Origin of the sequence: Jejuia pallidilutea, assembly GCF_002973595.1 — a bacterium.
In the GTDB taxonomy this organism is placed as follows: Bacteria; Bacteroidota; Bacteroidia; order Flavobacteriales; family Flavobacteriaceae; genus Jejuia; species Jejuia pallidilutea.
In genome coordinates this window covers 30,339-56,286 of sequence record NZ_PVEO01000004.1, presented here as the reverse complement: position 1 = coordinate 56,286, position 25,948 = coordinate 30,339, and the positions used below count along the sequence as shown (strand labels likewise).

Genomic DNA, 25,948 nt, shown 5'->3' with positions numbered 1-25,948 from the left:
AATCTTATTACGCTTCCATATTTTAACCTTAATGATGTTTCTGTCTTTTTTTATTATTCAAAATCATCTAATTAAGTATAAAAAACAATCTGGGAGCTGTCTAAAAACCTCATTAAATATTAAAGTATGTGAATTATTAATTTCTATTACATAGCGACAATAAAAAAACATTATACTTCTTTTAAACAGTATAGCACAGGATGCAAAATCTATTCTTTTAAAGTAAAATTGCATCAAATACTATAAGTGTATGATTGGATATATTTTACAAAAAAAAGCAAAGCTTTATTGCTTTTATAGTCTAAGTGTTTTTTTCTTTTTTATTGTTCCTTGGCAAAACCTATTTACCCAAGCCTCCTTTCCATGGCAAACCCCTACAATTGTAAACGAAAACAAACTACCTGCAAGGGCTACATCTATATCCTACCCTAATGTAGATTTAGCGATAAAAGCAAATAGAGAAGCTTCTCCTAGGAAAAAATCCTTGAATGGCATGTGGAAATTTTACTGGGCAGAAGCACCTAGCAAAATACCAAAAGACTTCTACAAACCTAGTTTTAATGATAAAGACTGGGGTACTATTCCCGTTCCCTCTAATTGGGAACTCCACGGCTATGGTAAACCTTGGCAACGCTTAACACCAGAAATTTTTAAGAACTACAATGTTTCCCTACCTAACGTTCCAGAACATTATAATCCCACAGGATGCTACAGAACCGTTTTTGTTTTGCCAAAAGATTGGGACAACATGCAGCAAATTCTTCATATAGGAGCAGCATCTTCAGCCATTTCAGTATGGGTTAATGGGTTTTACGTTGGCTATAGCGAAGACAATAGATTACCATCGGAATTTGACATTACACCTTACCTTAAACCAAATAAAAACATTGTAGCTTTTAAGGTTATGCAATGGTGCGACGGTAGCTATCTAGAAGACCAAGACCATTGGCGCATGAGTGGCATTACGCGTGAAGTATACGTAGAAGCGGTACCTAAAGTGCATATTTATGATTTTGAAGTTAGAACTGATTTAGATGAAAATTACGAACATGCTAAATTGCAAATACGCCCCGAAATAAACATCGATACAACTACAAACACAAAAAATTGGACTTTTGAAGCGCAACTCTACGATGAAAACAACTTAATTGTTCTTCCAAAACCACTATCTATTAATATCGATGAAATACTTAATGAATACCATCCACCATTGGGTAATCGCCCCTTTAAAAATTTAATGGAGACTACCATCTTAAATCCCAAAAAATGGTCTGCAGAAACCCCCTATCTGTATACAATAGTTTTTTCTTTAAAAGACAATAAAGGAAATTTAATTGAAGCGCGTAGTACCAAAATTGGTTTTAGGGAAATTGATATTAGCGATGGGCAATTCAAAATTAATGGAATACCTGTTTTACTCTATGGTGTTAACCGCCACGATTGGGATGCGCAAACAGGTAAGGCTGTTACCAAGGAAGCGATGCGAAGAGACGCACAATTAATGAAACAACTAAATGTAAATGCCTCAAGATCCTCGCACTACCCTAATCCGCCCTATTGGTACGAACTCTGTAATGAGTACGGTATTTATGTCATGGACGAAGCCAATATAGAAAGCCACGGAGTTGGCTCCTTGTTAAGTAATATTCCCGAATGGCATACCACCTTCTTAGAACGTGGTATAAGAATGGTAGAACGCGACAAAAATCACCCCTCTATAATTAGTTGGTCTTTAGGTAATGAAGCTGGGTTTGGACCAAATCATGCAGCACTTTCTGCATGGATTAAAGAAATGGATCCTACCCGACCTATACATTCAGAAGGTGCGCAAAATATTTATGGCTATAATTGGCCAAAACCCGAACCAAATGATAGAATTTATACTGATATTATAAGTAGAATGTATCGCTTAACTGATGATATGATTGATTTGGCCACCAAACCGAACGATAATCGTCCTGTAATATGGTGTGAATACGCGCACTCGCAGGGAAATTCTACTGGCGACATGGAAGGCTATTGGGCCGCCATAAGAAAATACCCTAGGCTAGTAGGTGGTTTTGTTTGGGACTGGCGCGACCAACTCCTCTCCAAAAAAAGTGATGATGCTAAAATCCTGTGGAAACATGGTGCAGACTTTGGGCAGCCACAAGCAGACTTAAATCCCATACAAAAAGGACTAATTACTGCCGATGGCCATATAAAGTCAGGAGGGCAGCAAGCAAAATATATATGGCAACCTGCCAGTATTGAAATTAGCAACATTAAGGAAGGTAAATTTACAGTTACAAACAGATATTCTAGAAAAAACCTAAACAATTTAAATGTAGCTTGGGAAATAACCGAAAATGGAACAGTAATAAAGTCTGGTTTTGATACAGCACCTGACATTGAAGCTGGAAAAACAGATATACTAGAATTAGATATACCTAAGGTTAAATTTAAACCTAATATACACTATCATTTAAAAATAAGCTTTACATTAAAAAATGATAAACTTTGGGCAAAAAAAGGTTTTGAAATAGCATCTGAACAATTTTTATTGGCTTACAACCCTGTTATGACCAAACGTAAAAAACTTCCAGCTAATTTTAACATCTCTCAAAATAAGGATAGGCTAGTTATAAAGGCAAATAAGGCCACCATAGCTTTTAATAAAGCTTCAGGTCATTTAATTCAATATGGATTTGAAAATATTAATTATATTAAAACGCCTCCAAAACCTAATTTTTGGAGGGCTCCCACCGATAACGATTTGGCTTCAAAAATAATAGAAAGACAGGGGTTCTGGAAAGACGTTTCCAACCAATTAAAATTGGTTAATTTTAATTCTAAGACTTTAGAAGATGGTATCCTTGTTTCAACAGCTTTTGAAACAAAGAACAAGGAGTTACTTATACATTTAAACTATCTCATAGATGCTAATGCCAACATATCTGTAGAGTATAAGTTTACTCCATCTGCCAACCTACCATATCTACCAAGAATTGGTTTACAGCTAGAAATCCCCAGTACACTAAGTCTATTTAAATGGTTTGGTAGGGGGCCATTAGAAAGTTACGCCGATAAAAAAACAGGTGCTTTTTTTGGTAATTATACTAACTCAATTAAAGACGATTTTACATATTATGTAAGACCGCAAGAAAGCAGTAATAAAACCGACGTTTTTTGGGCATTAATTAGCGATACTTCAGGTAAGGGTTTAAAAATTGAGAGCAGAGTTAAACCTTTAAATATTAGTATATGGCCCTTTAGCCAAGAACAACTAGAAAATGCCAACCGCATTGAAGAACTAACCTTTAAGGACACCTCAACATTAAATATTGATTACAAACAAATGGGTGTTGGTGGCGACAACACGTGGAATATTGAAGCTGCACCTCATAAGGCGTTTAAAATTTCACCAAAGCCCTACAGTTACAGCTTTAAATTAAAACTTGTTGAATAATATATGTATCAATCGCACGTAGCAATGAAATATCTTTTTTTTATATTAACCATAGCAGGAATGCTTTTCACATCATGTAAGCACGAATCTTCAAATAACACTGTTTACGAAAATAAGTTAGAACAACAAGATGATATAAACTTTAATTGGAAAGCCAAATGGATTAGTTGTGACGTTGCAGAAGACACTGTTAATACATGGATTAACTTTAGAAAAGAAGTTTATATAACCACGCTACCAGAAATGCCTACTGTAGCAAGAATTGCTGTAGACTCAAAATACTGGCTATGGATTAACGGCGATATGGTAGTTTTTGAAGGCGGCTTAAAACGTGGCCCAACACCAGATGACACTTATTATGATAAAATTGATATAAGTGCACATTTAAAAAAAGGTAAAAACACCATTGCCATTCTAGTATGGTATTTTGGAAAACAAGGTTTCTCGCATAATAGCAGTAAACAAGCAGGACTGCTTTTCGATGTTCAAAACAACGAATTTGAGATTCTCTCTGACGCTTCTTGGAAAGCTTGGATAAATTCTGCTTTTGAAGAAACCAAACCACCTTTTCCAAATTACAGACTTCCTGAATCTAATGTTAAATTTAATGCCCAAAAAGGTGATTTTAGTTTTATAAGTACGGAATTTAACGACACAAAAACACCTAAAGCAAAAATATTAGGTGAGGCTGGTAGCTCTCCTTGGGGCAAGTTAATAGAACGTAATATTCCTCAATGGAAAAATTCTGGACTAAAAGCTTATGAAAATACTCCAAAATTTCCATTTACATCAACTGGAGATACCATAAAAGTTAAACTCCCCTACAATGCCCAAATAACACCTTATTTCAGTGTAGATGCTGAAAACGGAGCCCTCATAGACATACGAACCGATAATTATCGTGGCGGTGGCACTCCAAACGTAAGGGCAGAATATATTACAAAACAGGGCATACAATCTTATGAAAGTTTTGGTTGGATGAATGGCGACACGGTACAATACCATATTCCTAAAGGCATAAAAGTACTAGACCTTAAATACAGGGAAACAGGTTATGATACTGATTTTACTGGAAGTTTTTATTGTGATAACGATTTTTACAATCTGTTGTGGCAAAAATCACTAAGAACCTTGTATGTTACCATGCGCGACAATTACATGGATTGTCCAGACAGAGAAAGAGCCCAATGGTGGGGTGATGAAGTTTTAGAAAGCGGTGAAGCATTTTATGCACTTTCCCCAAGTTCTCACAAACTAGCAAAAAAAGGCATATTAGAACTTATGAACTGGCAACGTGCCGATAGCACCATTTACTCGCCCATACCTGCAGGTAACTGGCACCAAGAACTACCTACACAAATGCTTTCTAGCATAAGTACTTATGGCTTTTGGAACTACTATTGGCATACGGGAGACAAAACCACTCTTGAAAAAGTATATGATAGAGTTGAACAATACCTCGCACTTTGGAAATTAAACGATAAAGGTACCGTTGTACTTAGAAAAGGCGGCTGGACATGGGGAGATTGGGGTGAAAATAAAGACATGCCCCTACTTTTCAACACACAATACTATATGGCTCTAGATAGTTTCCATCGCATGTCTAAATTATTAGGCTATACCGATAAGGCAAATGCTATTAAAGCCAAAATGGAACAGTTTAAAATAGTTTTTAATACTGAATTTTGGAATGGTAAAGCTTATCGATCTCCTGAATATAAGGGAAAAACAGATGACCGCTCTCAAGGTCTAGCAGTAGTTTCAAAATTGGCCGACAAAGCTAAATTTCAATCTATTTTAAAAATTTTAAAACAAGAAAAACATGCTAGCCCTTATATGGAAAAATATGTACTAGAAGCCATGTTCCAAATGGGATATGCTGAAGAAGCCCTACAACGCATGCAAGAACGCTTTTCTACAATGGTAAACAGTACAAAATACACAACATTATGGGAAGGTTGGGGTATTGGTAAAGAAGGCTTTGGCGGTGGTACTACAAACCACGCGTGGAGTGGTGGCGGACTTACTTTACTTTCGCAATACGTAGCAGGAATTTACCCAACATCCGCTGGTTATGAAACTTTCGAGATTAAACCAAATATTGGGTTTTTAAAACATGTAAAAGCTACTGTGCATTCTGTTAAAGGCATTATTAAAGTAGATATACGTGCTGAAAACGAATTTGTAATAAACTTAAAAATTCCCGAAAACACAAAGGCCAAAGTTTATATACCTTCAACCTATCAATCTATCGTTTTAGATGGGAAAAAAGCCTCTTACAATACTGAAGATAAACATCATATAGTTACAGTTACATCAAAAAACAATCATATTAAAGCAAACTAAACTTCAAGATGAAGAATCAAATAAAGAATAATTTAAAAATAGGGCTCTTTGGCATTGGTTTAGATACCTATTGGGGGCAATTTGATGGTTTATTAGACAGACTCATTAGCTATCAAAATGAAATAGCAAAAAATATTGAGAATAACGGCGTAAACGTTATAAATACCGGAATGGTAGACTCTCCAGCCAAAGCAAATAACGTGGCTTCTATATTCAATAAAGAAAATGTAGACTGCATCTTTCTATTTATATCAACCTATGCGCTATCTCACAATGTACTTCCCATAGCACAAAAAACCCATGTTCCTCTAATAGTATTAAATCTTCAGCCAGTAAAAGCTATTGATTACGATAAAATAAACGCCATGGAAGACCGTGGCAAAATGACGGGAGAGTGGCTTGCTCATTGCCAAAGTTGTGTTGCACCAGAGCTGGCCAGTGTATTTAATAGAGCTAAAATAAAATTTACACTTATTTCTGGCTATCTCAAAGAAGATTACGTATGGCAAGAGGTTAGAGAATATATTAAAGCCATACAAGTTGTAAAAACCATGCGGCACAATCGTGTTGGTGTCTTAGGGCATTACTACAATGGTATGCTTGACGTATACAGCGATCTAACACAACAGGCAGCCACTTTTGGTAACCATTTTGAAATTATGGAATTTGGCACATTAAAGGCTATTAGGGACAAAGTTTCTGATAATGAAGTCAATGAAAAAATAGAGGAATTCAACAAGGTATTTAACGTTTCCCCAGAGTGTAGTAAAGAGGAACTTCATAGGGCAGCTAAAACTTCGGTGGCATTAGATAAGTTGGTAGAAAAACACAAGTTGGGCTCTATGGCTTATTATTACGAAGGTAATGGAGATACCAGTTATGAAAATGTAGTAACTTCTTTAATTCCAGGGTTTACATTGCTTACAGGAAGTAATGTACCCGTTGCTGGAGAGTGTGAAATAAAAAATGTTCAAGCCATGAAAATTATGGACATTTTGGGCTGTGGTGGTTCTTTTTCTGAATACTATGCCATGGATTTTGAGGATGAGGTAATCCTGTTAGGACATGACGGACCTGCACATTTTAAAATAGCTGAAGGCAAAGTAGGACTTGTACCTTTACCTGTATACCATGGTAAACCAGGAAAAGGGCTGTCTATACAAATGAAAGTAGCTAATGGACCAGTAACATTACTTTCTGTTTGCCAAAATGGACAAGGAGAAGTATTTTTTCTAGTAGCAGAAGGCAAATCCGTATCTGGTCCAACACTTCAAATAGGTAATACTAATTCTAGGTATAAATTTAAAATGCCTATTCGAGATTTTATAAACCAATGGTCTTTAGCTGGTCCTTCACATCATTGCGCTATTGGCATAGGTCACCAAGGTTCTCAACTAAAAAAAATTGCAGACTTTTTTAATATAAAATGTATAAAAGTATGCTAAACAATACTAACCGCAAATTTTAAAAACTATGAATCCCTTTTTAGGTATATTTTTTCATGCTGTTGGAGGTTTTGCTGCTGGTTCTTTTTATTTACCCATAAAAAAAATAAAGGAATGGTCCTGGGAAAGCGGTTGGATTATTAACGGTTTTTTTGCTTGGTTAATTGCGCCTATATTCATTTCGATGATTACTGTACCAGAAACTTTTAATATTTTAAGCGCTATTGATGGCAATAGTATTTTTTGGACTTACTTTTTTGGTGTGCTCTGGGGCATAGGAGGTCTTACCTTTGGAATGACCATGCGTTATTTGGGTATGTCTTTAGGTATGGCTTTGGCTTTAGGACTAACAGCAGCTTTTGGTACTTTAATACCTCCTATTTATAACGGTCAGTTCTCAGAATTAACACAAAGTAGTTCTGGAAAAATAGTATTGCTAGGTATTTTGGTATGTTTAATTGGTATTGCAATATGCGGGAGAGCAGGCATTTTAAAAGACAAAGAATTATCTCCAGAACAAAAAAAGGTGGGTATTAAAGAATTTAATCTTAAAAAAGGGGTTATTGTAGCACTGTTTGCTGGCATAATGAGTGCATGTTTTGCCTTTGGAATGGCAGCAGGCAAACCCATTGCAGACTTAGCATTACAACACGATGCACCTGTTTTATGGCAAAATGGCCCTGTGTTTATTATCATACTTTTAGGTGGCCTCACCTCTAATTTTTTATGGTGTATTGGTTTAAACATTAAAAACAAAACCTATAAGGATTATACAAATACTGCAACACCTTTAAAAACAAATTATTTTTTTGCAGCCATTGCTGGAATTACATGGTATTGCCAATTTATGTTCTACGGTATGGGAAGTACCCAAATGGGCGAGCATGATTTTGCCAGTTGGACACTCCATATGGCTTTTATTATATTTTTCAGTACCCTATGGGGTATTGTTACCAAAGAATGGAAAGGTGCTAGCAAAAAAACTATAATAACCTTAAGTACAGGATTACTTGTACTAGTAGCAGCCACCATCCTTATTGGTGTTGGAAATCAATTAGTTGAACATTAATTTAAACAAATAAAACATGTATTATCACTTAAAAAAAATGTTGTCTTTAATTACTGCAACTATCTTCTTCATTGGTTGTAAAGAAGCTAAAAAAGAGACTACTATATCCATTGAAAATTCAAAACCAAACATTGTCTTAATTGTTGCTGATGATATGGGGTGGTTCGATTTAGCATGTTATGGAAACGATTTTATAGAAACCCCAAATTTAGATGCTATGGCCAATGATGGTATACGATTTACCGATGGGTATGCTGCAGCACCTCTATGTAGTCCTTCAAGAGCAAGTTTAGTTACAGGTTTGCACCCTATTTCGGTAAATATCACAGAGCACATACATGGTAATAGACCAGCAGGCCCACATCAAAAATTACAAACCCCAGCTATAAGCCAACATTTAGATTTAGAATATACTACTATTCCAGAGGTATTGAAAGCAAAACAATATCGTACAGCCCATATTGGAAAATGGCACTTAGGCGGCGGTAATTTTTCACCACAGTATCAAGGTTACGATTTAAATATTGCAGGTGCTTGGAACGGTTTACCTAACAGTTTTTTTTACCCATTCTTCCCTATGGGTGAAAAACCAGAAATACAAAATGATGCCAATGAAGGCGATTATCTTACCGACGTGTTAACCAATAAAGCTATAGATTTTATTACCCAACAAAAAGACACTACATTTTTCTTGAGTCTTAACTATTATTCTCCGCATGTGCCAATTGAAGCAAAAGAAAAATTAGTTGAAAAATACAGAAAAAAAAGAGGTAATGATGATGAATCTATTATGCCCAATATTTATTACGCAGCAATGATAGAGTCTATAGACCAAAATGTAGGTCGCATTTTAAATACTCTAGAAACATTAGGATTGGAAAAAAATACGCTAGTTGTATTTACCTCAGATAACGGAGGTTTATCTGTTAAAGAAGTACCAGCTTTTGCAAAACACACACCGCCTACCGATAACGGTTATCTTAGAAAAGGTAAAGGCTATCTTTATGAAGGGGGTATTCGTGAACCTTTTATAATGAAATGGCCATTAGTAATTAAACCAAATCAAACCAATAAAACACCTGTTATAGCACAAGATTTATTCAACACCTTTATTGATGTTACTGGATCGGAAGGAAAAACTAAGGACGGAGTAAGCCTTGTACCTATTTTTAAAGGAGAATCTTTAGCTGAACGGGGTTTATTGTGGCACTTACCTCATTATAGCCCACAACACGGTAAACCATCATCTGCCTATCGCGAAGGCAAATGGAAAATTATTCGTTTTTATGAAGATGAAAGATACGAACTTTATGATTTAGAGGAAGACGTTTCTGAGTCTAAAAATTTAGCAAATATAAAAACTAAAAAATTTATTGAAATGAAAGATAAATTAAATAGTGCTTTACAAACAATGGGAGCAAATTTCCCAGAACCAAACCCTAATTATGTTGGGGAAAAGCCAAAAGATATTGAAAACTAAATTCACCATATACCTTTGTTTTATTATAACCTATTTTGGCTATGCCCAAAACAAGGATTATACAGAAATTAAAGGCATTAAATATTATCAGGATACCGTTTTGTCACAAGATGTCTATGCCAATAAAATGTGTGTATTAGATATCTATTATCCTTTAAAAAAAACCAATGCACCTGCCGTAATTTGGTTTCATGGTGGAGGATTGTCGGGTGGAGACAAGTTCATTCCCAATGCATTAAAAGAAAAAGGCTTAATAATTATTTCGGTTAATTACAGGTTGCATCCTAGAGTTAAAAACCCAACTTATATACAAGATGCTGCAGCTGCAGTTGCGTGGGCTTTTAAGCATATTGAAACATACAATGGCAACAAAAAAAGCATTTTTATTTCTGGCCATTCCGCAGGCGGCTATCTAGCAAGCATGATAGCATTAGACAAAAAATGGCTTAAAAAGCATAATATTGATGCAAATACTATTGCCGGAGTAGCTCCTTTTAGCGGGCATACTATAACACATTTTACCATTAGAAAAGAGCAAGGGATTGATGGCACACAACCAATTATAGACGAATTTGCACCACTATATCATGTACGAAAAGATGCACCACCGTTTTTGCTCATTACAGGAGATAGAGAAAAAGAAATGCTTGGACGTTATGAGGAGAACGCCTACCTAATGCGGATGATGCAAGTTGTGGGGCACAAAAACACTGTACTTTTTGAACTAAACGGATACGATCACGGAGGTATGGCCCAACCTGCTTTTCAATTATTAATCAATTTTATAAATAAAGTAAATTATGAATCAAGAGAATAATAAACCTGTAAAAAATTGGCTTCAAAAGCAATTATTTTTACACTTTCTTATAATATTTACAATACAATTAGTTGTTGCGCAAAACATAACTGTTAACAACGAGTTACCAAGGTTAGACAAAGAGGGTAACATTGTAGATGCCCACGACGGAAGACTTATTCAATTTAAAGACACCTTTTACTGGTATGGCACTAGTTATGGTAATACTAATGGTTTTACAACAAAAAACCATTATGTATGCTACAGCTCTAAAGATTTGAAGGTTTGGAAAAAAGAAGGACGATTATTACCTAACCAACCTGAAGGTGTTTATTATCGTCCACATGTGGTTTACAATAAAAAAAATAAAAATTATGTTTTATGGTATAATTGGTATCCTAAATTATGGAATGGCCAATTTGGTGTTGCCATAAGCAAATCGCCTACTGGTCCCTTTAAAATAGTAAATAGCAATGTAAAAATGTACAGATCTGATGTAGGGCTAGGTGATTTTGGACTTTTCGTTGATGATGACGAAACTTGCTATTTAAGCTATAATACCATACAAAATCATCAGGTTTCTGTAGAAAAGTTAAACGAAGACTATACAGCATCTACTATGAAAAATGGTGGGATTATTGCCGAACATATGGAAGCAGGTACTCAATTCAAAAAAGACGGAAAATATTATTTGTTAACCGATTATACCTGTTGTTTCTGTAATTATGGTTCTGGTGCTAGGGTATACATCTCTAACAATCCACTATCGGGTTACGAGCTTACCACAAACATTAATAGGTATCCTGGCAGGCCTTCATATTTATTAAATAATAACAATACCACAGGTACTATTTACGAAACTTTATCATCTAAAGAAGGCGTTTTTGATGCTGTAGTGGTTCAATTTTCAGAAAACAAAACATTAAGCAAAATACAAATCCACCAGTTTACTGGAAATAGGCCTGAAAACTGTGGAAATGTAGATAACCCTAGAGTACACCCTAAAATAGTAGAACCAACCTTTAATTTATACAGATGGAATTACAACCAATGGGAAACCTTGGATATAAATGAAACAACTATTGAAAAATCAGCATTAAAACAAAAAACCACCCTAAGTTTTAGCACTACTAATGGCACACGTTTTAAAATAGTGCCTATTAAAGATAATTATACATTTAATGAATTTTATATAAATGAAATCAACCTTTTTAACGGTGCTATAGAAATACCTAATAGTGCCGCTAATTTTTATATTACGGGGCAAGATATCCCACAAAAACAAATTATACCCGCACAACAAAGTTATGTAACTAAAATACAAACGGTAAAAGGCGATGAATACTTTTGGGTAGGAGATTTATGGGGCTCGGCGTCTGATAATGTAAAAGGACACGATTACCAATATTGGAGCAGTCCGTTACAATTTAACAAGGATGGCACCATAAAACCGTTAACATGGGTAGGTTCATGGAAACTTTAAACAAAACCCCTTGGCCATAGACTTCAATTACAAATAAAGCTATTAATTTTTTTGATCAGACATCCAAAAACTCAGGACAGAGCAGGATGTCTGATTTGTTTCATACTTGTAAATTTGAATAAACAACAATTTCATTTTCAATTAAGTTTAAAAAAATGCAGCTTATATAACTAGTACTGTTTTAAGCATAACTTTTTATGTTAAACCTAATTAAATATTTACAACATTCTTATGAAAACAAAACATAATACCGTTAAATTATTATTACTCTACTTAATAATATGTATATCAGGATGTAGTAGCGATACTGTGGAACAAAACGAAGAAACCCCAGAGGAAACTACTGAAAACACTGCAAAAAAAATAGTTTTAAGCGTTACAGACTACAAACACGAATTCGTTGGTGGCGGGGTGTCTATAGGTTTATTTCTCGGACACCATTACAGCATGAACCAGACATCACAAGATGAAGCAATTAGGCTATTGGCACAAGATTGTAATATGAAATATTTTCAAGATTACATAGAAATTTATCCATCCGATGATCCTGAGTATTTTGACAGACGAGCCAATTATGTGAAAGCAGCCAAAGTTTATAGGCCAGAATTAGAGTTTTCGTTAGTAGGTAATAAATTTCCTGTAGATTTAATGCACGAAATTACAGTTAACGGCGAAAAATTTCAAGCCTTGAACACTGATGATCCTGAGATATATAACCGTTTGGCTAATTGGTGGTTTGAATTATTTAAAGGGTTTTATGAACGTGGTGTATCTGTAGAAATATTAAACGTAGTAAATGAGCCAGATTTAGACAGACCTTTTAGGAAACAACATTATGGCCTTAATGGAGATACCAAAGAAGCTGTATCTCGCGTATTTAAATATGCAGTACCAAAGTTTAAAGAAATGTTGGATGATCCAGAAATAAACACTTTAAATATGAAGGTGCCTTTAATTATGGGGCCCAGTACCATTTCACCAAATGGATGCCTTACTTATATGGAATATTTTAAAAACAACCACCCTGATGTATGGAATAATATTGATATTATAGCTACACATCAATACGAAAATGGCGCTAATGTACAATTGTTCAAAAATATTGTTAACCAAGCAGAAGGTAAAATGTTTTATCAATCTGAAACGCATGCCCTTAAAGGAGATGGCCTAAACCTAGATGCCGTTTTTGCTTCCAGGGATCTTAAGGCAGCTTTGTCGTTATCTAACTTATTTTCTACCGCTGTAAATAATGGTGTTAGCTCTTGGTTTTATTTTGAAAACAACTACCCCAACGTAGAAGTACATCCAGGTGGGCTGCTAAGTATTCCTTGGCAAGCCGAAAAACCAATACCTTACAAGCATTATTATGTATTTAAAGCATTAACCTCTGCTCAACCAGCAAATTCAAATATTATTGGTTATAGTATGGACAACCCTTCTAAGTCTGAACTTATTGCCTTTATAAAAAAGGACCAGAATATAGTATATGCTCACTATTCAAACTATAGTACCAAAGCTCAAGATATATCAATTACAGTAAAGGGAGCTAATAACAATATTCTTAAAATAAGTGAATATAACCTAACAAGCACAAGCGAAATCAACAATGGAGCTTTAGTAGATACAAAAACATACCAAACACCAGAAGATAATATTACTTTAACTACAGAGCCTCTCTCGATAAATACCATTAAGATAACATTTAACACTCCTTAATTGTTTTGGTTAGAGATATTTATAACCAAACATATCTCATTATATAAAGCGATTATATTATAAAATCACTCAACATGTATAAATATATTTTCCTATTGTTTAGCATTTTCATCTTATCGTGTAATAACGTTATTAATAAACCTACCTATTCTTCTGAAACATGGAAAAACCCAGAGTGGGAGAATCCAGAAATATTTCAGATAAACAGAGAAGCACCTAGAGCAACCTTCTATATGTTTCCTTCAAAAGACGAAGCAATTAAAAACACCGATTGGAAAAATTCTCCTTTTTATCAATCACTTAACGGAAAATGGAATTTTTACTATGCAGAGAATCCCTCCTTAAGACCATCTAATTTTTACAAGGAAGATTTTGATTTGAGCGGATGGGACACAATCGAAGTTCCGTCAAACTGGGAAATGAAAGGGTTTGGTATTCCTATATATACAAACATTGCCTATGTTTTCCCAAAGAATCCTCCATTCATTCAGCATGACTTAAATAATGTAGGAAGCTACAAACGCTCTTTTGAAATAAATGAAGATTGGGATGAAAAAGATATTTTTTTGCATTTTGGTGGTGTTAGTGGCGCCATGTATGTTTGGGTAAATGGTAAAAAAGTTGGGTACAGCGAAGGAAGTAAAACACCTGCTGAGTTTAATATTTCAAAATATGTAAAAAAAGGAAGTAACAATTTGGCTGTTCAAGTATTACGTTGGTCTGACGCTAGTTATATGGAAGACCAAGATTTTTGGCGACTAAGTGGTATAGAACGAGATGTTTACTTATATGCTCAAGACAAAGTAGGCCTAAACGATGTAGCCATTAACTCTGGACTTAAAAACAATTATACAGATGGTAGTTTTAAAATTAATCTAGAGCTAAAAAATACGAGTAAAACGCCAAATAAAAAAACTGTTAAAGTTCAGCTTATAGATGGAGACAACAAAGTACTTTCATTCTCAAAATCTGAAATTCTACAACCTGGAAAAACAATTGTTAGCTTTGAAGATACAATTAAAAATGTAAAATCCTGGAATGCTGAAAACCCACAATTATATAATGTAATAATTACCGTTGGAGACAAATTTACTGCCCTAAAAACAGGATTTAGAACCGTAGAAATTAAAAACAAGCAGGTCCTTATAAATGGCAAAGCAGTGCTTTTTAAAGGCGTAAATTTACACGATCACGATGAAACTGCAGGACACGTTATTTCCGAAGAGCTCACGATTAAAGATTTAAAGTTAATGAAGGAAAATAATGTAAACGCCATAAGATGTAGCCATTACCCAAAAAATCCGTTTTTCTATAGAATGTGCGACGAGTTAGGGTTTTACGTAATTGATGAGGCGAATATAGAAACGCATGGTATGGGTACCACCAATCAAGGTTTAGACAACAATGAAGCTGCAAAAAAAATGCACCCAGCTTACCGCCCAGAATGGAAAGCAATGCATTTAGATAGAACAGAGCGTATGTACGAGCGAGATAAAAACTACCCATCTATCATTACATGGTCTTTGGGTAACGAAGCTGGAAATGGCGAGAACCTTGTAGCTACCTACCAGTGGTTAAAAGAAAAGGATACCACCAGACCCATACAATATGAAGGAGCCACGAATTACGAAAACACTGATATTCAAGCACCAATGTATTGGCGCATAAATCATATGATTGAATATGCCGAAAATAATCCGACGCGTCCGCTCATCCAATGTGAATATTCGCATGCTATGGGCAATAGTTTAGGGAACTTTAAAGATTATTGGGATGTTATCGAAAAATACGATATTATGCAAGGTGGATATATTTGGGACTGGGTAGACCAAGGCATATTAACCCAAAACGAAGCTGGAGAAGCATACTGGGCTTACGGTGGAGATTTGGGAGGTGCAGACCTTCAAAATGACGGTAATTTTTGTTTAAATGGCGTGGTAGATCCAGACAGAGGACCTCAACCAGCCTTGTTTGAAATGAAAAAAGTTTATCAGTATATAAAATTCAGCTCACAAAAACCAAGTTCAGGGATCATTGAAGTTATGAATGCTTACGATTTTACTAATTTGGATAATTTTGAATTGAGCTGGGAACTTTTGGAAAACGGTAATAAGATAAAAAATGGGGTATTAGATATACTATCATTAAAGCCTAAAACCAAAAGTAATATAAATATTAATTTACCAAAACTCAATTTAAAACAAAACGAATATTTGCTAAATGTTTATGCCAAAACACGTACAAAAAAACCATTATTAGATAAAGGACATATTGTAGCTGTTGAACAATTTCGAATGGGCACTTTTACACCAAAATTCAAAAATAAAGAGCCAAATAATAATTTAAATATCGCTTTAAAAGATAGTATTTTAAGCATATCAAATAGTACTGTAACAATAGAGTTTAATAGAAAAAATGGTGAGCTTTTTAAAATAGATTACGGTTATGGCAACATGTTACATAAAGGTATAACCCCAAATTTTTGGAGAGCAACAACCGATAACGATTTTGGCTTTGGAATGCCAAAAAAACTAGGTATTTGGAAAGAAGCTACCTATACTCAAGAACTCAATTCTTTTACAGTAAAAGTAAACGGAAAACATATATCATTAAATACGCTAACTACTATTAATAATTTAAAAGAGGTAGATGTTTCAACAACTATTTATTTACCTTCAGTTAATGGAAGTGTTAAAGTTAACTACACCCTAAAAACAAATGGTGAAATAATTGTAAACAATCAACTCAATAATATAGATACAAATTTACCCGTTATACCAAGGTTTGGTAATAATTTTATAATTAAAAATGCTTATAACAATGTAAACTGGTACGGGCGTGGGCCTCACGAAAACTATTGGGACAGAAAAACCGGAGCACTAGTAGGTAATTATAAATTTAAAGTAGAAGAATTGTATTTTCCTTACATAAGACCTCAGGAAAATGGTTATAGAACAGATATTAGAACTGTAAGTTTTACCAATAATACTGGTTATGGTTTTAGGGTAAGCAAAGTTTCTAAAAACTTTAGTTTTAGTGCCCATCATCAATACAATTCTGACTTTGATGCCGGTATGCAAAAACAACAACGCCATACTACCGATATACCAATACGCGATTTTGTAAATATAAATATAGACCACAAACAAATGGGGGTTGGCGGTGATGACAGCTGGCATGCAATGCCACTTGAAAAGTATTTAATTTTTCCAGAAAATTTAGAATATACTTATTCAATTCAACCTATTTTAATTAAATAAAACTACTGCCTAATGAGAAAAAAAATGATAAATACGGTTCTATTAATAGTTTTATTAACCTTAAATTCTTGCTTTAATAAAGATAAGAAAACAAGTCTAGACAAGAATAAAAAAACTGACAGTATTGCCTTGATTAAAGAAAGCCTTAAATATAATCCTGATGAAAATTGGGAACTAGTTTGGGCAGATGAGTTTGAAAAACCAAACATTGATACTACAAACTGGAGTTTGCAAGTGGTGGAAGCTGGTCGTTTTAATGATGAATGGCAACGTTATACAAATAGTCCAAAGAATGCTTATATTGATAATGGCGCTTTGGTTATTAAGACCATCCACGAGAGTGATGTACATGGTAAAGACCAGTACACATCTGCAAGATTGCATACCGCAAATAAACAAACTTGGAAATACGGAAAAATATCTGCTCGAATAAAACTTCCTTATGGAGAAGGTATCTGGCCTGCATTTTGGATGCTTGGTGCCAATATAAATGAAAATGGCGGCGACACCCCCTGGCCACAATGCGGAGAGATTGATATTATAGAATTGTTTGGCTATAAAGATGACTCCGCGGTGGAAGCACACCTACACTATGCTGATGAATTTGGTTTGCACAAAGGTATTGGAAAAGATTTTATATTTAAATTAGAAAAAGGCAAATTCGCTGATGCGTTCCACATATTTACTTTAGAATGGGATGCAGACAAAATCTCATGGTTTGTTGATGGAGTGCAGTTTGCATCAGTACCAATTACAGATGATACATTGTCCGAGTTTCATAATAACTTTTTTATTTTATTTAATATTGCCGTAGGTGGCACTCATGCAGGTCGACCAAATGATACAACAATATTTCCACAGTACATGTATGTAGATTGGGTAAGAGTATACAAGAAAAAAAGTAGAGTATAATAAACTGAATAAAAAAGCACACTTGAAGTATACTTTTTAGGTAAATTAAAATATATCTTTTGTCGGGATGACAGAACTAACAATAGTTTTTCACACCGCTCATTATGAGTAAGTTACTTTGTTTTTCCAAAACAGGTAACCGAATAGGTAACTTTTGCTTTGAGATAACTTAATTTATTTTGTACTAAGATACTACAAAATCATCAATTAATCTTTATTAAATCAATCTCAATTTTATTGAATTCAAATGAGTGTAAACAAAAAAAGCATCTCTTTGAGATGCCAAATAATTTTTGTGAGCAACGTTTCAATCTATCATAATAACTTTTCTACTCCCATTCAACTCCTTCAGCTCAATCAGTAGTTTCTCATCCTCCCCTAAAACAAATTTGGGAAGCACATACACAAAACGCTGTTTTTTCTTATCTGAGACAAAATTGGGCATTTTGTATCTATAAACTGCTTCTTGCTGTAATTTTTGATATGAGGCCTTCCGCTTTCTATTTCCATTGACTCTATAGATATTCAAGTAGTCAATCTCGAAATCTATACCAGAATAGTTCTCAATTTCCATTACCAAATAGACTTCAGAAGCTTTATAAACCATTTTATGTAATTTTAGTTTTATCCCCTTTTTACGTTCAATCGCCAACTTGTCCGATTTTGAACCCAACAAATATTCACTGAATTTCTGAAAATAATTTATCCTTTTGATTTTTTTGTCTATCGCCTGAATTTCTGGCTTTTGCTGTCTTTTATTCAAAAATTCGCTACCGATACTTTCGCTTTGATTAATAAAATAATTCAGTTTTGGTAGTTTATCAGAATATTTCAGAATATAAGAATAAATACTACCTTTACTTGTAATGGCCAGTAGATTACTTTCCATTCCAGGTTGTGCTTGTAGCAAACCAAAATACTGCTCTTTTTCTCGATTATAAGTGAACACAAAATGTTGAGAGCCCGTAATACCTTGTCGTATGGGTTCTGGAAAAAACAAGGCTACATTTTTATTTTCATTGGCATAAATTGTATCTAGAGTTTTTTGTGCTAATGCACAGCTTGAATATATTGACAGTATAATTACTATATATGTTTTCATTTTTTCTATTTATAGGATTATTTGTGGTTATTGGGTTTCAATACAAGTTTATAATTGTCGGTGATGGTAACCTTGACATTTTTATTGTTTCGTTGGAATATTCTTTTCACACCATTTACCTGAGGTACTCCAGCTATGTTGATATCATCTACAACATCACCAATAACTTCTTGTCTGGCTTCATCTCGAAAACTATTCTCAATGTAAACACCTTCACTTCCATCCTGAAGGTCAAAAGCCTTTAATTGGACGGGGAGGTGATTAATATTTTCGATATTGATAATGGTTCGATTGGGTTTAAAAGTGACAAAACCGTAGACAGAAGTATTTATGGGGAACATTTTATTATCTATTTTTGCTGGCTCGGTTAACCGCATCCGTAAACGGTAATTGGTTTGGACAGTCTGCGTACCATCAACCTGGACATATATTATGGAATCGGTTTGTTCTTGTTTAGGGTCATCGTTATTTAATGGATTTGAAGCAAAAAACAATTGATGCGCCAACTCCAGTTCCTTGACCACAATTTCTATATCCTCTTTAAATATTTCCACAATTGAATCCCTTTTAATCTGAACGGGTTCAGTTTGAAATATCGAATCACTAGAGTTGCCATAAGAATAGCTAATACGTCCCTCATTGTATATACTATCCACTAAGCGCATCTTCTCCTTGTCCAACAAATCAGGGTCATAAACACCTGTGGAATCCAACAGCCGCTCGTTATAAATACTTGGGGCATTGGTCTCTCTAACCTCCTTTAAATCGTTCAGGGCATCCAATTTGGAATTGTACTCCTTTTGGCCCTCCTCCAGCTTCGGTAATGGAATTTGGTTGTTCTGTATGGTCGGTGCTTCATCCTCACTCAATATCAGCATGGTATATCCTGCTAGAAAAAGCAGGATGCATGCTAATACAGCACTAAAGACAATTTTGTTCTTTTCAATTTTCATAATCGATCTTCTTTAAGGTGTTTTCAAAAAAATTAGTGATTAACAATCCATGAGTATTGTTTGGGAAGTTCCTGTCAACATGAACCATATTTCCCGTGGTAATCAATTCGTAGGTATCTGTAATTGTGCCCCTATTGATCTCAAATACAGTTTTCGTCTCAAACCTGTAGGGCACTTTTTCAATAGCAACTTTTGATTCTATGTCCAACACTTTTTGCACCAGCGAATACTGAAGCAATCTATTATAGACCCCATCTGCTTTTTTCTGTCTGTACAGGGCGTCCACTGAACTATTGCCTAGCCATAAGGCCTTTTCCAAGTTCTTTTCAAAATTACTCGCGTTTATGTTATAGAAATAAGTATGGAAACGCTCCAAATGTGCCAAGGCCTCCACTTCTAAATTTTCGTGTTGTGAAACCAATTTTAAAGGGATAACATCACCTTCGCTAGAAATTGCAAAAGCACTATTGATCGTTTCTCCGTGAAGTTTCACCACGAGGAAAACCGAAAACATACTGGTGAGCATCGCTCCGATAACTACCGTAAGTACAATGAAGCGGTTTGTTTTCAAAACGCTGTAAATATTTTTATAAGGAGTTTTCATTATATATTTTTCATTTTTTTATTTCTGAATGTATCTTTTATGAAAATACATTATCCACCACTAAAGAGCTTGAATACAAATGAGGTAGCTTTTTTGTAAAGCTTGAATTTAAGCAGTACCACAAATCCGATAGAGCCCAATTGGATGACCGGGGCAAAAAACTGACTGCCCCAGTCTGTCCCAAATAATGTTGACCAAAAATTGGTATTGACCTCGGTATAGAGATTGTTCACAAATACATTGACCAGAAAGAAAGCGGGAACTAACATATACACACCGGCATAAAGCTTAAAAAAGTTATAGGCCAAATTCCGGAACTTCTCAAATACCGCTAAACTGATGACCAACGGAAAAAAAGCCTGCATGATACCCAATAAAAAGTAGCGCTCAGCCAGAAACAGGGGATAAATAAACAGATCCAATAGCCAAAGGAATAACCCAAGAATAAACGCTATGATTTTAAGTCCGAACAAAGGTGTTACAAGTGCCTCATAAAGCAATGACATTGCTTTTGTGGCGGCTTCCAAAGCACTCACATCCTGCTCGATATCAATATCCTGCATTTGAAGCGGGAGGAGTGCCGGAGCCGTGTCCCTATACTGTGATTCTATGGCGACCAATACGGTATCGAATACGCCCAAGACCTGGGTTGAGAATATTACGAGAATGACCACAGCAAAGTTCTTGGCTAGTTCCCCTGGACTTAGTCCCCATGTATAACCGTCTTTATTTGCAACACCCTCATTATACTTCTTCAGTACGTTGATGAGAAAAAAAAGCACCGCCAAGGTTTTCATACCTGTAATAGTATATTGCGCAAAATCACTGTTCTTAATGGTAGTGAATACCGCATCCACATATTCGAGTCCAATACTTAAAGCTATTCCTGATATCATCAATAATTGGTTTCTCGGTTATTGATTTTATTTTGCATTTCCCTAAACGAAATAATCTCTCTGTAGCGTTTTGTTTTTTGTGTAATTTCAGCGACCATTTCCTTGGACTGTAATTCCTTTTGCTTTAGAAATACGGCACGTTCGGCATCTGTCATTTTGAGATTGTTACTGGACAATATTTCAGATACAAAATCTAAGTCCTCCACAGAGCGTTCTATAATGGTATTGAAAGATTCCGATATGCGATGGACTTCATCTCCCTTTATATATGGCGAGTTAAGAATCTGCCTTAAATCATTTTGGACCATATTGTAGAGTTTTTGGTTGTTTCGGTATAGTTCCTTAACTGCTTTAAGCTGCTTGATTACATTGCTCACCTGTTCGATGCGTTCTTTTTGCTCTTTTAGAAATCGAACCGTTTTTAAAAGCTCCGATGTTTGTTTCGCAGACTCCACCAAGGATTTGGCGAGACCTATAAAATTTGTGTTGTCATACACAGGCATTCCCTGGGCTGAAACGTTGCTTCCGATTAGCACTACAAATAGTGCAGAAAACAATAATTTCCTGATAGTGTTCTTCATAATTTTAGTTTTAAGAGTTAATAAATTGCTTTATAGCCTTTTCCATATTTTTTGTTTCTTCATAAATCCGCATTATGCGGTCACTTTCTTGTCCGTCGGTTAGGTAAGCAGCGAATACTTCTGGTGGTACTTCCAATCGAAAAATGTTGCTTTCCTTTCCGATCTTGATGAACATTTCGGTATATTTCCGTATTCCGGTTAGGTTGTTGCGAATGGATTTTAACTGGTTTAAATCGTGACTGGAAAGGTTGAGCCTGTTCTTCAATTCTGCATAACCTTTTTCATTCCGCAAACTGTAAATAATCTGTGTGTTTTCAAGAATACTTGCTGATGTGGAATTATCGGGCAATTGGTTGATGGATTGCAGAATAATCCCAATAGCTCCATTTTGTTTCCTAATGGCCTGATAGTAGAATTCCACACTTTCCAGTACATTCCCAAATTTGAGCTGTTTTGCAAACTCATCAAATAAGATAATACCCCTTTCAGCTTTGTTTCGCCAAATGGTCCTTTGAATGGCCGACTTAATCAACTTCAACATTACCGAAAGGATTTCCTTGTTGTCCTTGACTTCATCAAGTTCAAAAACGATTAATCGTTTATCTTCAATTTTATAGGTCTGGTCCTCACTTACGTTGAACAAAAAGCTGTACAAACCATCATCCACATATTCTGAAAGGATGTGCAAAAAATCATAGATGCTGAAATGCTGGTCTTGAATATGCAGTTCTTTTAAAAGGGTGTCCTTTTTGGCATCCACAAACTGATACAGATTTTCAAGCGAATGGGTACTATCACTATTCTGTAGATAGTAGTAGCGAAGTACTTTTTTTACGGCAACTTCTTCGGCTTTGGTCGTTGCCTTACCTGAAGCTAACAGTTCCAAAATAAAGATTGCCAAATCCTCTAACCGCTCTGGTGTCAAATCATTGACATCAGAGATATAAAATGGATTGATACCTAAGTTTTTTCCCTGCTCATAGCGAAGGATGATATGGTCATTGGGATAGAGTTTGGCGAATTTGGCATACGAGCCACCCAAATCTATAATGACCAGTCTAACATTTTGCTCAAAATATTGGCGTAGTATATTGTTTGCTAAAAAGGATTTTCCCTCTCCCGTAGGTGCGAAAATGGCAAAGTTTCTTGCCTTGATGCGTTTCTTTTTTTCATCCCAAACATCCTTCAAGACCGGAATATTATGTTGCCTGTCATTAAAGATAACACCTGTGGCATCTGTCTGATAATTGGTATTGTTGATATATAGACAAAGAGCGTGTTTTAAATCGGTTACAAATAAGTCTTCATTTGAAAAGTTGGAAGTAAAGCAGCAATATGAGTTTAAGAAATACTGTTTGCGTTCTTCGCCTTTAGGATAATAAGGCACAATATCCAGTTCTTTAAACTCGGTCTTTATCTTTGAGGCAATCCTTTCTAAATGTGCTTCATCCTTATCCCAAAATATAATGTTCAGATGTCCTCGAATTATTCTAGAACTATCATCGGTATTGATTTTTGCAACAATATCCTCAATCTTCTTTAAAATGACTTTGTTCTGTGTTCCAAAATTAGAACTCTTATTGAGTTCCTCAATTTTCTTATCCAACAGCTTTCGCCATTTGTGCTTGTCATCCAAATAAATGATTTGGTTGACAATGTGGTTTTCGTTCAAATTCAGACCCAATCCGTCAATAAATCCTTGGTGGAACACAAAATCGTCCGAAGTAAATTTATCATTGGTCTTGCTGCTCTGAACCACATCGCCAAAACACAGTTCACTATTAAGAGCCAATACATCAAAATGATAATCCCCAATTTCAATATTCGATTTTTTCAATTGAATATCAGTATCAAAACCCTTGTTGAACCCATTAAAGTATTTGTCCGTAAGAGTGAGAATATCAGAAGGTGCCATTGGCATCAATGATACCTTTCGGCTATTGTTTACAAAGGAAACGGCATCGTTTACCGAAGCGATAAATTCCTGAAGATTATGGTCTATTTGTTTATGGATTCCCTTTTCGACCTTCCGGAACGGATTGGTGAATTTTGAGGCGTTCAACGCTTTATTATACGGAAGTATGAAGAATAAGTAAGACGAATGCTTAATGAATTCCCGATCTTTAAAATAATCGTGGGTCGCCTTTTGCAGAAAAGTTTTATTTGGCAGTTCTTCGGCCAAATATGCCGATTTTTGATAAATGTCTTGTTTATTGATAACCGTGGCCACAGGCAATGATTTAAATGCCTGAAACCACGAACCGTGAATGTCCTCAAAATCTTTTTCCGCAAGGGAATAGATTTCGGGATTGTCCACTTGGTAGCCCAACACCACATTGCCGTTATTGGCAAAAACGATATGGTCTTGAATGTCCAGAATAGGATGATATGCCGATAGGTTAATTTTTTTCATAGTGTAAACGACTTCCTTTTTTATTGCTGATTGTTTGTGGGAATACTTTTTTGATATACATCAAAGCAGGATTCTTGGTTATGTGGGTCAAAGCGATATACAATACACCGTTCAGAAGAAATACCGAAATGATAACAGTAAAGCTGAAGGAAAAGATGATGAACAGCAATGAACCTATAACAACCGTCATCATTAAAGCGAACAATGATATGGGCAGACCCATTATCACGGCTCGCTTGCGTATGTTTTTATAGACTTCGAACCTTTTCATTAGACTACGATGCTAATGAGATAAGTAAAGATGCCTACTACTGCTCCCGCAATCAATACAAAAACCAATACGCGGGTAATGCCTTTTTTTAAATCGGCATTCTCGCCAAAGAAATGTCCGGCATTAAATAGGAAGCCAATTAAGAATATAACGCCCAGAATAATAGGAAAAATGGTTCTGATAGTATCGGAAACATCGTTTACTGAATCTTCGATGCCTCCAATTTGTGCGAAAGTCGTACTTGAAATAAGCAATGTTAGGATAGTTACATAATGTAATTTTTTCATACTCAAAGTGATTTAGATTTTACTTCAATTTTGATATTTTAAAAATAGTATATATTGCAATTCAAACAACTGATATTCAGCAAATTGTGAATAAAATAAATATTGATAAAAATTGTTTTTATTTGATGAGAACTGGTATCAAATCTTATGAAAATTGGAAAGAGCTATGTTGATAACTCTAAAATTTTGGAAATGGTTAGAGCTCAAAAACCTCAGTTTTATGATTTTGATGCTACAATTCTGTGTTATTTTCGGGCAACAAAAAGTGATTGTAATAGACCCTGGACATGGTGGAAAAGACTCAGGTGTAATTGGAATAAATGGCGTCCAAGAAAAGGACGTTGTTTTGAATGTCGCCAAAGAGATTTTAAGGCTCAATAAAACAATCTTGAATAACGAGTTTGATATTTATCTAACCAGATATAAGGACACTTTAATTTCCTTATCAGATAGAAGTCGATTGGCTAAAAGTATTCAGGCTGATGTGTTTGTATCCTTGCATTGTAATGCCTCTCAAAGCGACTCTAGAGGAATGGAAGTTTACGTGCATAATGCAAAGGAATCCGAAACACGTATAAAAGAATCGATTGCGGTAGGACTATCGGTTCTGGAAGAAAGTAGCCTTAAATTAGGCTTTAAAAAGAGAGGTATTCAATTTGCAAATTTTCAAGTATTACGTGATGACATTCCGTTTTGCCCTTCAATTCTCATTGAAATGGGCTTTGTTACGAACACAGATGAAGCGGATTATTTTTTAAAACCAAAAAATATTAGAGCAACTGCATTAGCCATTCTAATGGGATTGTTTAACTGTTTAAATATTGGATTATGAAGGAATTATTTATTGAGATTGTGAAGATTCTGAGAGAAATTATTATTGTAGTGT

At 35.1% G+C, this 25,948-nt stretch carries 18 protein-coding genes; 11 read left to right on the top strand and 7 right to left on the bottom strand.

Annotated elements, in window-relative coordinates; genetic code table 11:
• Positions 1-250: 250 nt before the first annotated feature.
• The 10 genes from CLV33_RS08050 to CLV33_RS08005 all read left to right on the top strand — a co-directional run bounded on the left by CLV33_RS08050 (position 251) and on the right by CLV33_RS08005 (position 17,955).
• Complete coding sequence (locus CLV33_RS08050) at positions 251-3,448, top strand: glycoside hydrolase family 2 TIM barrel-domain containing protein (protein WP_105473472.1); 3,198 nt, start codon at positions 251-253, stop codon at positions 3,446-3,448.
• A 24-nt stretch (positions 3,449-3,472) separates the two neighbouring features.
• Positions 3,473-5,794 carry an alpha-L-rhamnosidase-related protein gene (locus CLV33_RS08045; protein WP_170063995.1) on the top strand — a complete coding sequence of 774 codons (2,322 nt, stop codon included), beginning with the start codon at positions 3,473-3,475 and terminating at the stop codon, positions 5,792-5,794.
• 8 nt (positions 5,795-5,802) lie between these two features.
• The gene (locus CLV33_RS08040) at positions 5,803-7,239 is read left to right on the top strand and encodes an L-fucose/L-arabinose isomerase family protein (protein ID WP_105473470.1); all 1,437 of its coding nucleotides are present in this window, start codon (positions 5,803-5,805) and stop codon (positions 7,237-7,239) included.
• 28 nt (positions 7,240-7,267) lie between these two features.
• Positions 7,268-8,308 (top strand): L-rhamnose/proton symporter RhaT, encoded by a 1,041-nt coding sequence (rhaT, locus tag CLV33_RS08035; protein ID WP_105473469.1) that lies wholly within the window; start codon positions 7,268-7,270, stop codon positions 8,306-8,308.
• A 16-nt stretch (positions 8,309-8,324) separates the two neighbouring features.
• Positions 8,325-9,788, top strand: coding sequence for a sulfatase (locus CLV33_RS08030; RefSeq protein WP_105473468.1), 1,464 nt, complete (start codon positions 8,325-8,327; stop codon positions 9,786-9,788).
• Entirely contained in the window at positions 9,778-10,605 is an 828-nt protein-coding gene (locus CLV33_RS08025) for an alpha/beta hydrolase (RefSeq protein ID WP_244906406.1), read from the top strand. Before CLV33_RS08030 ends, CLV33_RS08025 begins: the two co-directional genes overlap by 11 nt.
• Positions 10,589-12,067: a family 43 glycosylhydrolase gene (locus tag CLV33_RS08020; protein ID WP_105473466.1), complete on the top strand. Its 1,479-nt coding sequence runs from the start codon at positions 10,589-10,591 to the stop codon at positions 12,065-12,067. Before CLV33_RS08025 ends, CLV33_RS08020 begins: the two co-directional genes overlap by 17 nt.
• A 231-nt stretch (positions 12,068-12,298) precedes the next feature.
• Positions 12,299-13,783, top strand: a complete 1,485-nt coding sequence (locus CLV33_RS08015) for a glycoside hydrolase (RefSeq protein ID WP_105473465.1) — start codon at positions 12,299-12,301, stop codon at positions 13,781-13,783.
• A 74-nt stretch (positions 13,784-13,857) separates the two neighbouring features.
• Positions 13,858-17,043, top strand: a complete 3,186-nt coding sequence (locus CLV33_RS08010) for a glycoside hydrolase family 2 TIM barrel-domain containing protein (protein ID WP_105473464.1) — start codon at positions 13,858-13,860, stop codon at positions 17,041-17,043.
• Positions 17,044-17,055: 12 nt separating this feature from the next.
• Positions 17,056-17,955 carry a glycoside hydrolase family 16 protein gene (locus CLV33_RS08005; RefSeq protein ID WP_105473463.1) on the top strand — a complete coding sequence of 300 codons (900 nt, stop codon included), beginning with the start codon at positions 17,056-17,058 and terminating at the stop codon, positions 17,953-17,955.
• Between the two features lie 307 nt (positions 17,956-18,262).
• On the opposite strand, the gene CLV33_RS08000 is transcribed toward CLV33_RS08005, so the two are convergent.
• The 7 genes from CLV33_RS08000 to CLV33_RS07965 all read right to left on the bottom strand — a co-directional run bounded on the left by CLV33_RS08000 (position 18,263) and on the right by CLV33_RS07965 (position 25,062).
• The gene (locus CLV33_RS08000; RefSeq protein WP_105473462.1) at positions 18,263-19,057 is read right to left on the bottom strand and encodes a DUF4138 domain-containing protein; all 795 of its coding nucleotides are present in this window, start codon (positions 19,055-19,057) and stop codon (positions 18,263-18,265) included.
• 17 nt (positions 19,058-19,074) lie between these two features.
• A complete protein-coding gene (gene traM, locus CLV33_RS07995; RefSeq protein WP_105473461.1) occupies positions 19,075-20,010 on the bottom strand; it encodes a conjugative transposon protein TraM in 936 nt (311 codons plus the stop codon).
• Complete coding sequence (locus tag CLV33_RS07990; RefSeq protein ID WP_105473460.1) at positions 20,000-20,614, bottom strand: conjugal transfer protein TraK; 615 nt, start codon at positions 20,612-20,614, stop codon at positions 20,000-20,002. The genes traM and CLV33_RS07990 overlap by 11 nt, the downstream gene beginning before the upstream one ends.
• Positions 20,615-20,664: 50 nt before the next feature.
• The gene (locus CLV33_RS07985; RefSeq protein WP_105473459.1) at positions 20,665-21,510 is read right to left on the bottom strand and encodes a hypothetical protein; all 846 of its coding nucleotides are present in this window, start codon (positions 21,508-21,510) and stop codon (positions 20,665-20,667) included.
• The gene (locus tag CLV33_RS07980; protein ID WP_105473458.1) at positions 21,510-22,091 is read right to left on the bottom strand and encodes a conjugal transfer protein; all 582 of its coding nucleotides are present in this window, start codon (positions 22,089-22,091) and stop codon (positions 21,510-21,512) included. Before CLV33_RS07980 ends, CLV33_RS07985 begins: the two co-directional genes overlap by 1 nt.
• Before the next feature lie 10 nt (positions 22,092-22,101).
• On the bottom strand, positions 22,102-24,504 hold the full coding sequence (locus tag CLV33_RS07975; protein WP_105473457.1) for a TraG family conjugative transposon ATPase: 2,403 nt from the start codon (positions 24,502-24,504) through the stop codon (positions 22,102-22,104).
• Between the two features lie 270 nt (positions 24,505-24,774).
• Positions 24,775-25,062: a hypothetical protein gene (locus CLV33_RS07965; protein WP_105473455.1), complete on the bottom strand. Its 288-nt coding sequence runs from the start codon at positions 25,060-25,062 to the stop codon at positions 24,775-24,777.
• Positions 25,063-25,291: 229 nt separating this feature from the next.
• On the opposite strand from CLV33_RS07965, the gene CLV33_RS07960 reads away from it, so the two are divergent.
• Positions 25,292-25,894 (top strand): N-acetylmuramoyl-L-alanine amidase family protein, encoded by a 603-nt coding sequence (locus CLV33_RS07960; protein ID WP_244906405.1) that lies wholly within the window; start codon positions 25,292-25,294, stop codon positions 25,892-25,894.
• The last annotated feature ends 54 nt before the right edge of the window (positions 25,895-25,948 follow it).

Bases quoted from the DNA above. Each gene is read 5' to 3' on its own strand.
- CLV33_RS08005 (WP_105473463.1), top strand. From the start codon at position 17,056: ATGAGAAAAAAAATGATAAATACGGTTCTATTAATAGTTTTATTAACC.
- rhaT (WP_105473469.1), top strand. From the start codon at position 7,268: ATGAATCCCTTTTTAGGTATATTTTTTCATGCTGTTGGAGGTTTTGCT.
- traM (WP_105473461.1), bottom strand. From the start codon at position 20,010: ATGAAAATTGAAAAGAACAAAATTGTCTTTAGTGCTGTATTAGCATGC.
- CLV33_RS08030 (WP_105473468.1), top strand. From the start codon at position 8,325: ATGTATTATCACTTAAAAAAAATGTTGTCTTTAATTACTGCAACTATC.
- CLV33_RS08010 (WP_105473464.1), top strand. From the start codon at position 13,858: ATGTATAAATATATTTTCCTATTGTTTAGCATTTTCATCTTATCGTGT.
- CLV33_RS07975 (WP_105473457.1), bottom strand. From the start codon at position 24,504: ATGAAAAAAATTAACCTATCGGCATATCATCCTATTCTGGACATTCAA.
- CLV33_RS08015 (WP_105473465.1), top strand. From the start codon at position 12,299: ATGAAAACAAAACATAATACCGTTAAATTATTATTACTCTACTTAATA.
- CLV33_RS07980 (WP_105473458.1), bottom strand. From the start codon at position 22,091: ATGAAGAACACTATCAGGAAATTATTGTTTTCTGCACTATTTGTAGTG.
- CLV33_RS08000 (WP_105473462.1), bottom strand. From the start codon at position 19,057: ATGAAAACATATATAGTAATTATACTGTCAATATATTCAAGCTGTGCA.
- CLV33_RS08020 (WP_105473466.1), top strand. From the start codon at position 10,589: ATGAATCAAGAGAATAATAAACCTGTAAAAAATTGGCTTCAAAAGCAA.
- CLV33_RS07990 (WP_105473460.1), bottom strand. From the start codon at position 20,614: ATGAAAACTCCTTATAAAAATATTTACAGCGTTTTGAAAACAAACCGC.
- CLV33_RS07960 (WP_244906405.1), top strand. From the start codon at position 25,292: ATGCTACAATTCTGTGTTATTTTCGGGCAACAAAAAGTGATTGTAATA.
- CLV33_RS08050 (WP_105473472.1), top strand. From the start codon at position 251: ATGATTGGATATATTTTACAAAAAAAAGCAAAGCTTTATTGCTTTTAT.
- CLV33_RS08045 (WP_170063995.1), top strand. From the start codon at position 3,473: ATGAAATATCTTTTTTTTATATTAACCATAGCAGGAATGCTTTTCACA.
- CLV33_RS07965 (WP_105473455.1), bottom strand. From the start codon at position 25,062: ATGAAAAAATTACATTATGTAACTATCCTAACATTGCTTATTTCAAGT.
- CLV33_RS07985 (WP_105473459.1), bottom strand. From the start codon at position 21,510: ATGATATCAGGAATAGCTTTAAGTATTGGACTCGAATATGTGGATGCG.
- CLV33_RS08040 (WP_105473470.1), top strand. From the start codon at position 5,803: ATGAAGAATCAAATAAAGAATAATTTAAAAATAGGGCTCTTTGGCATT.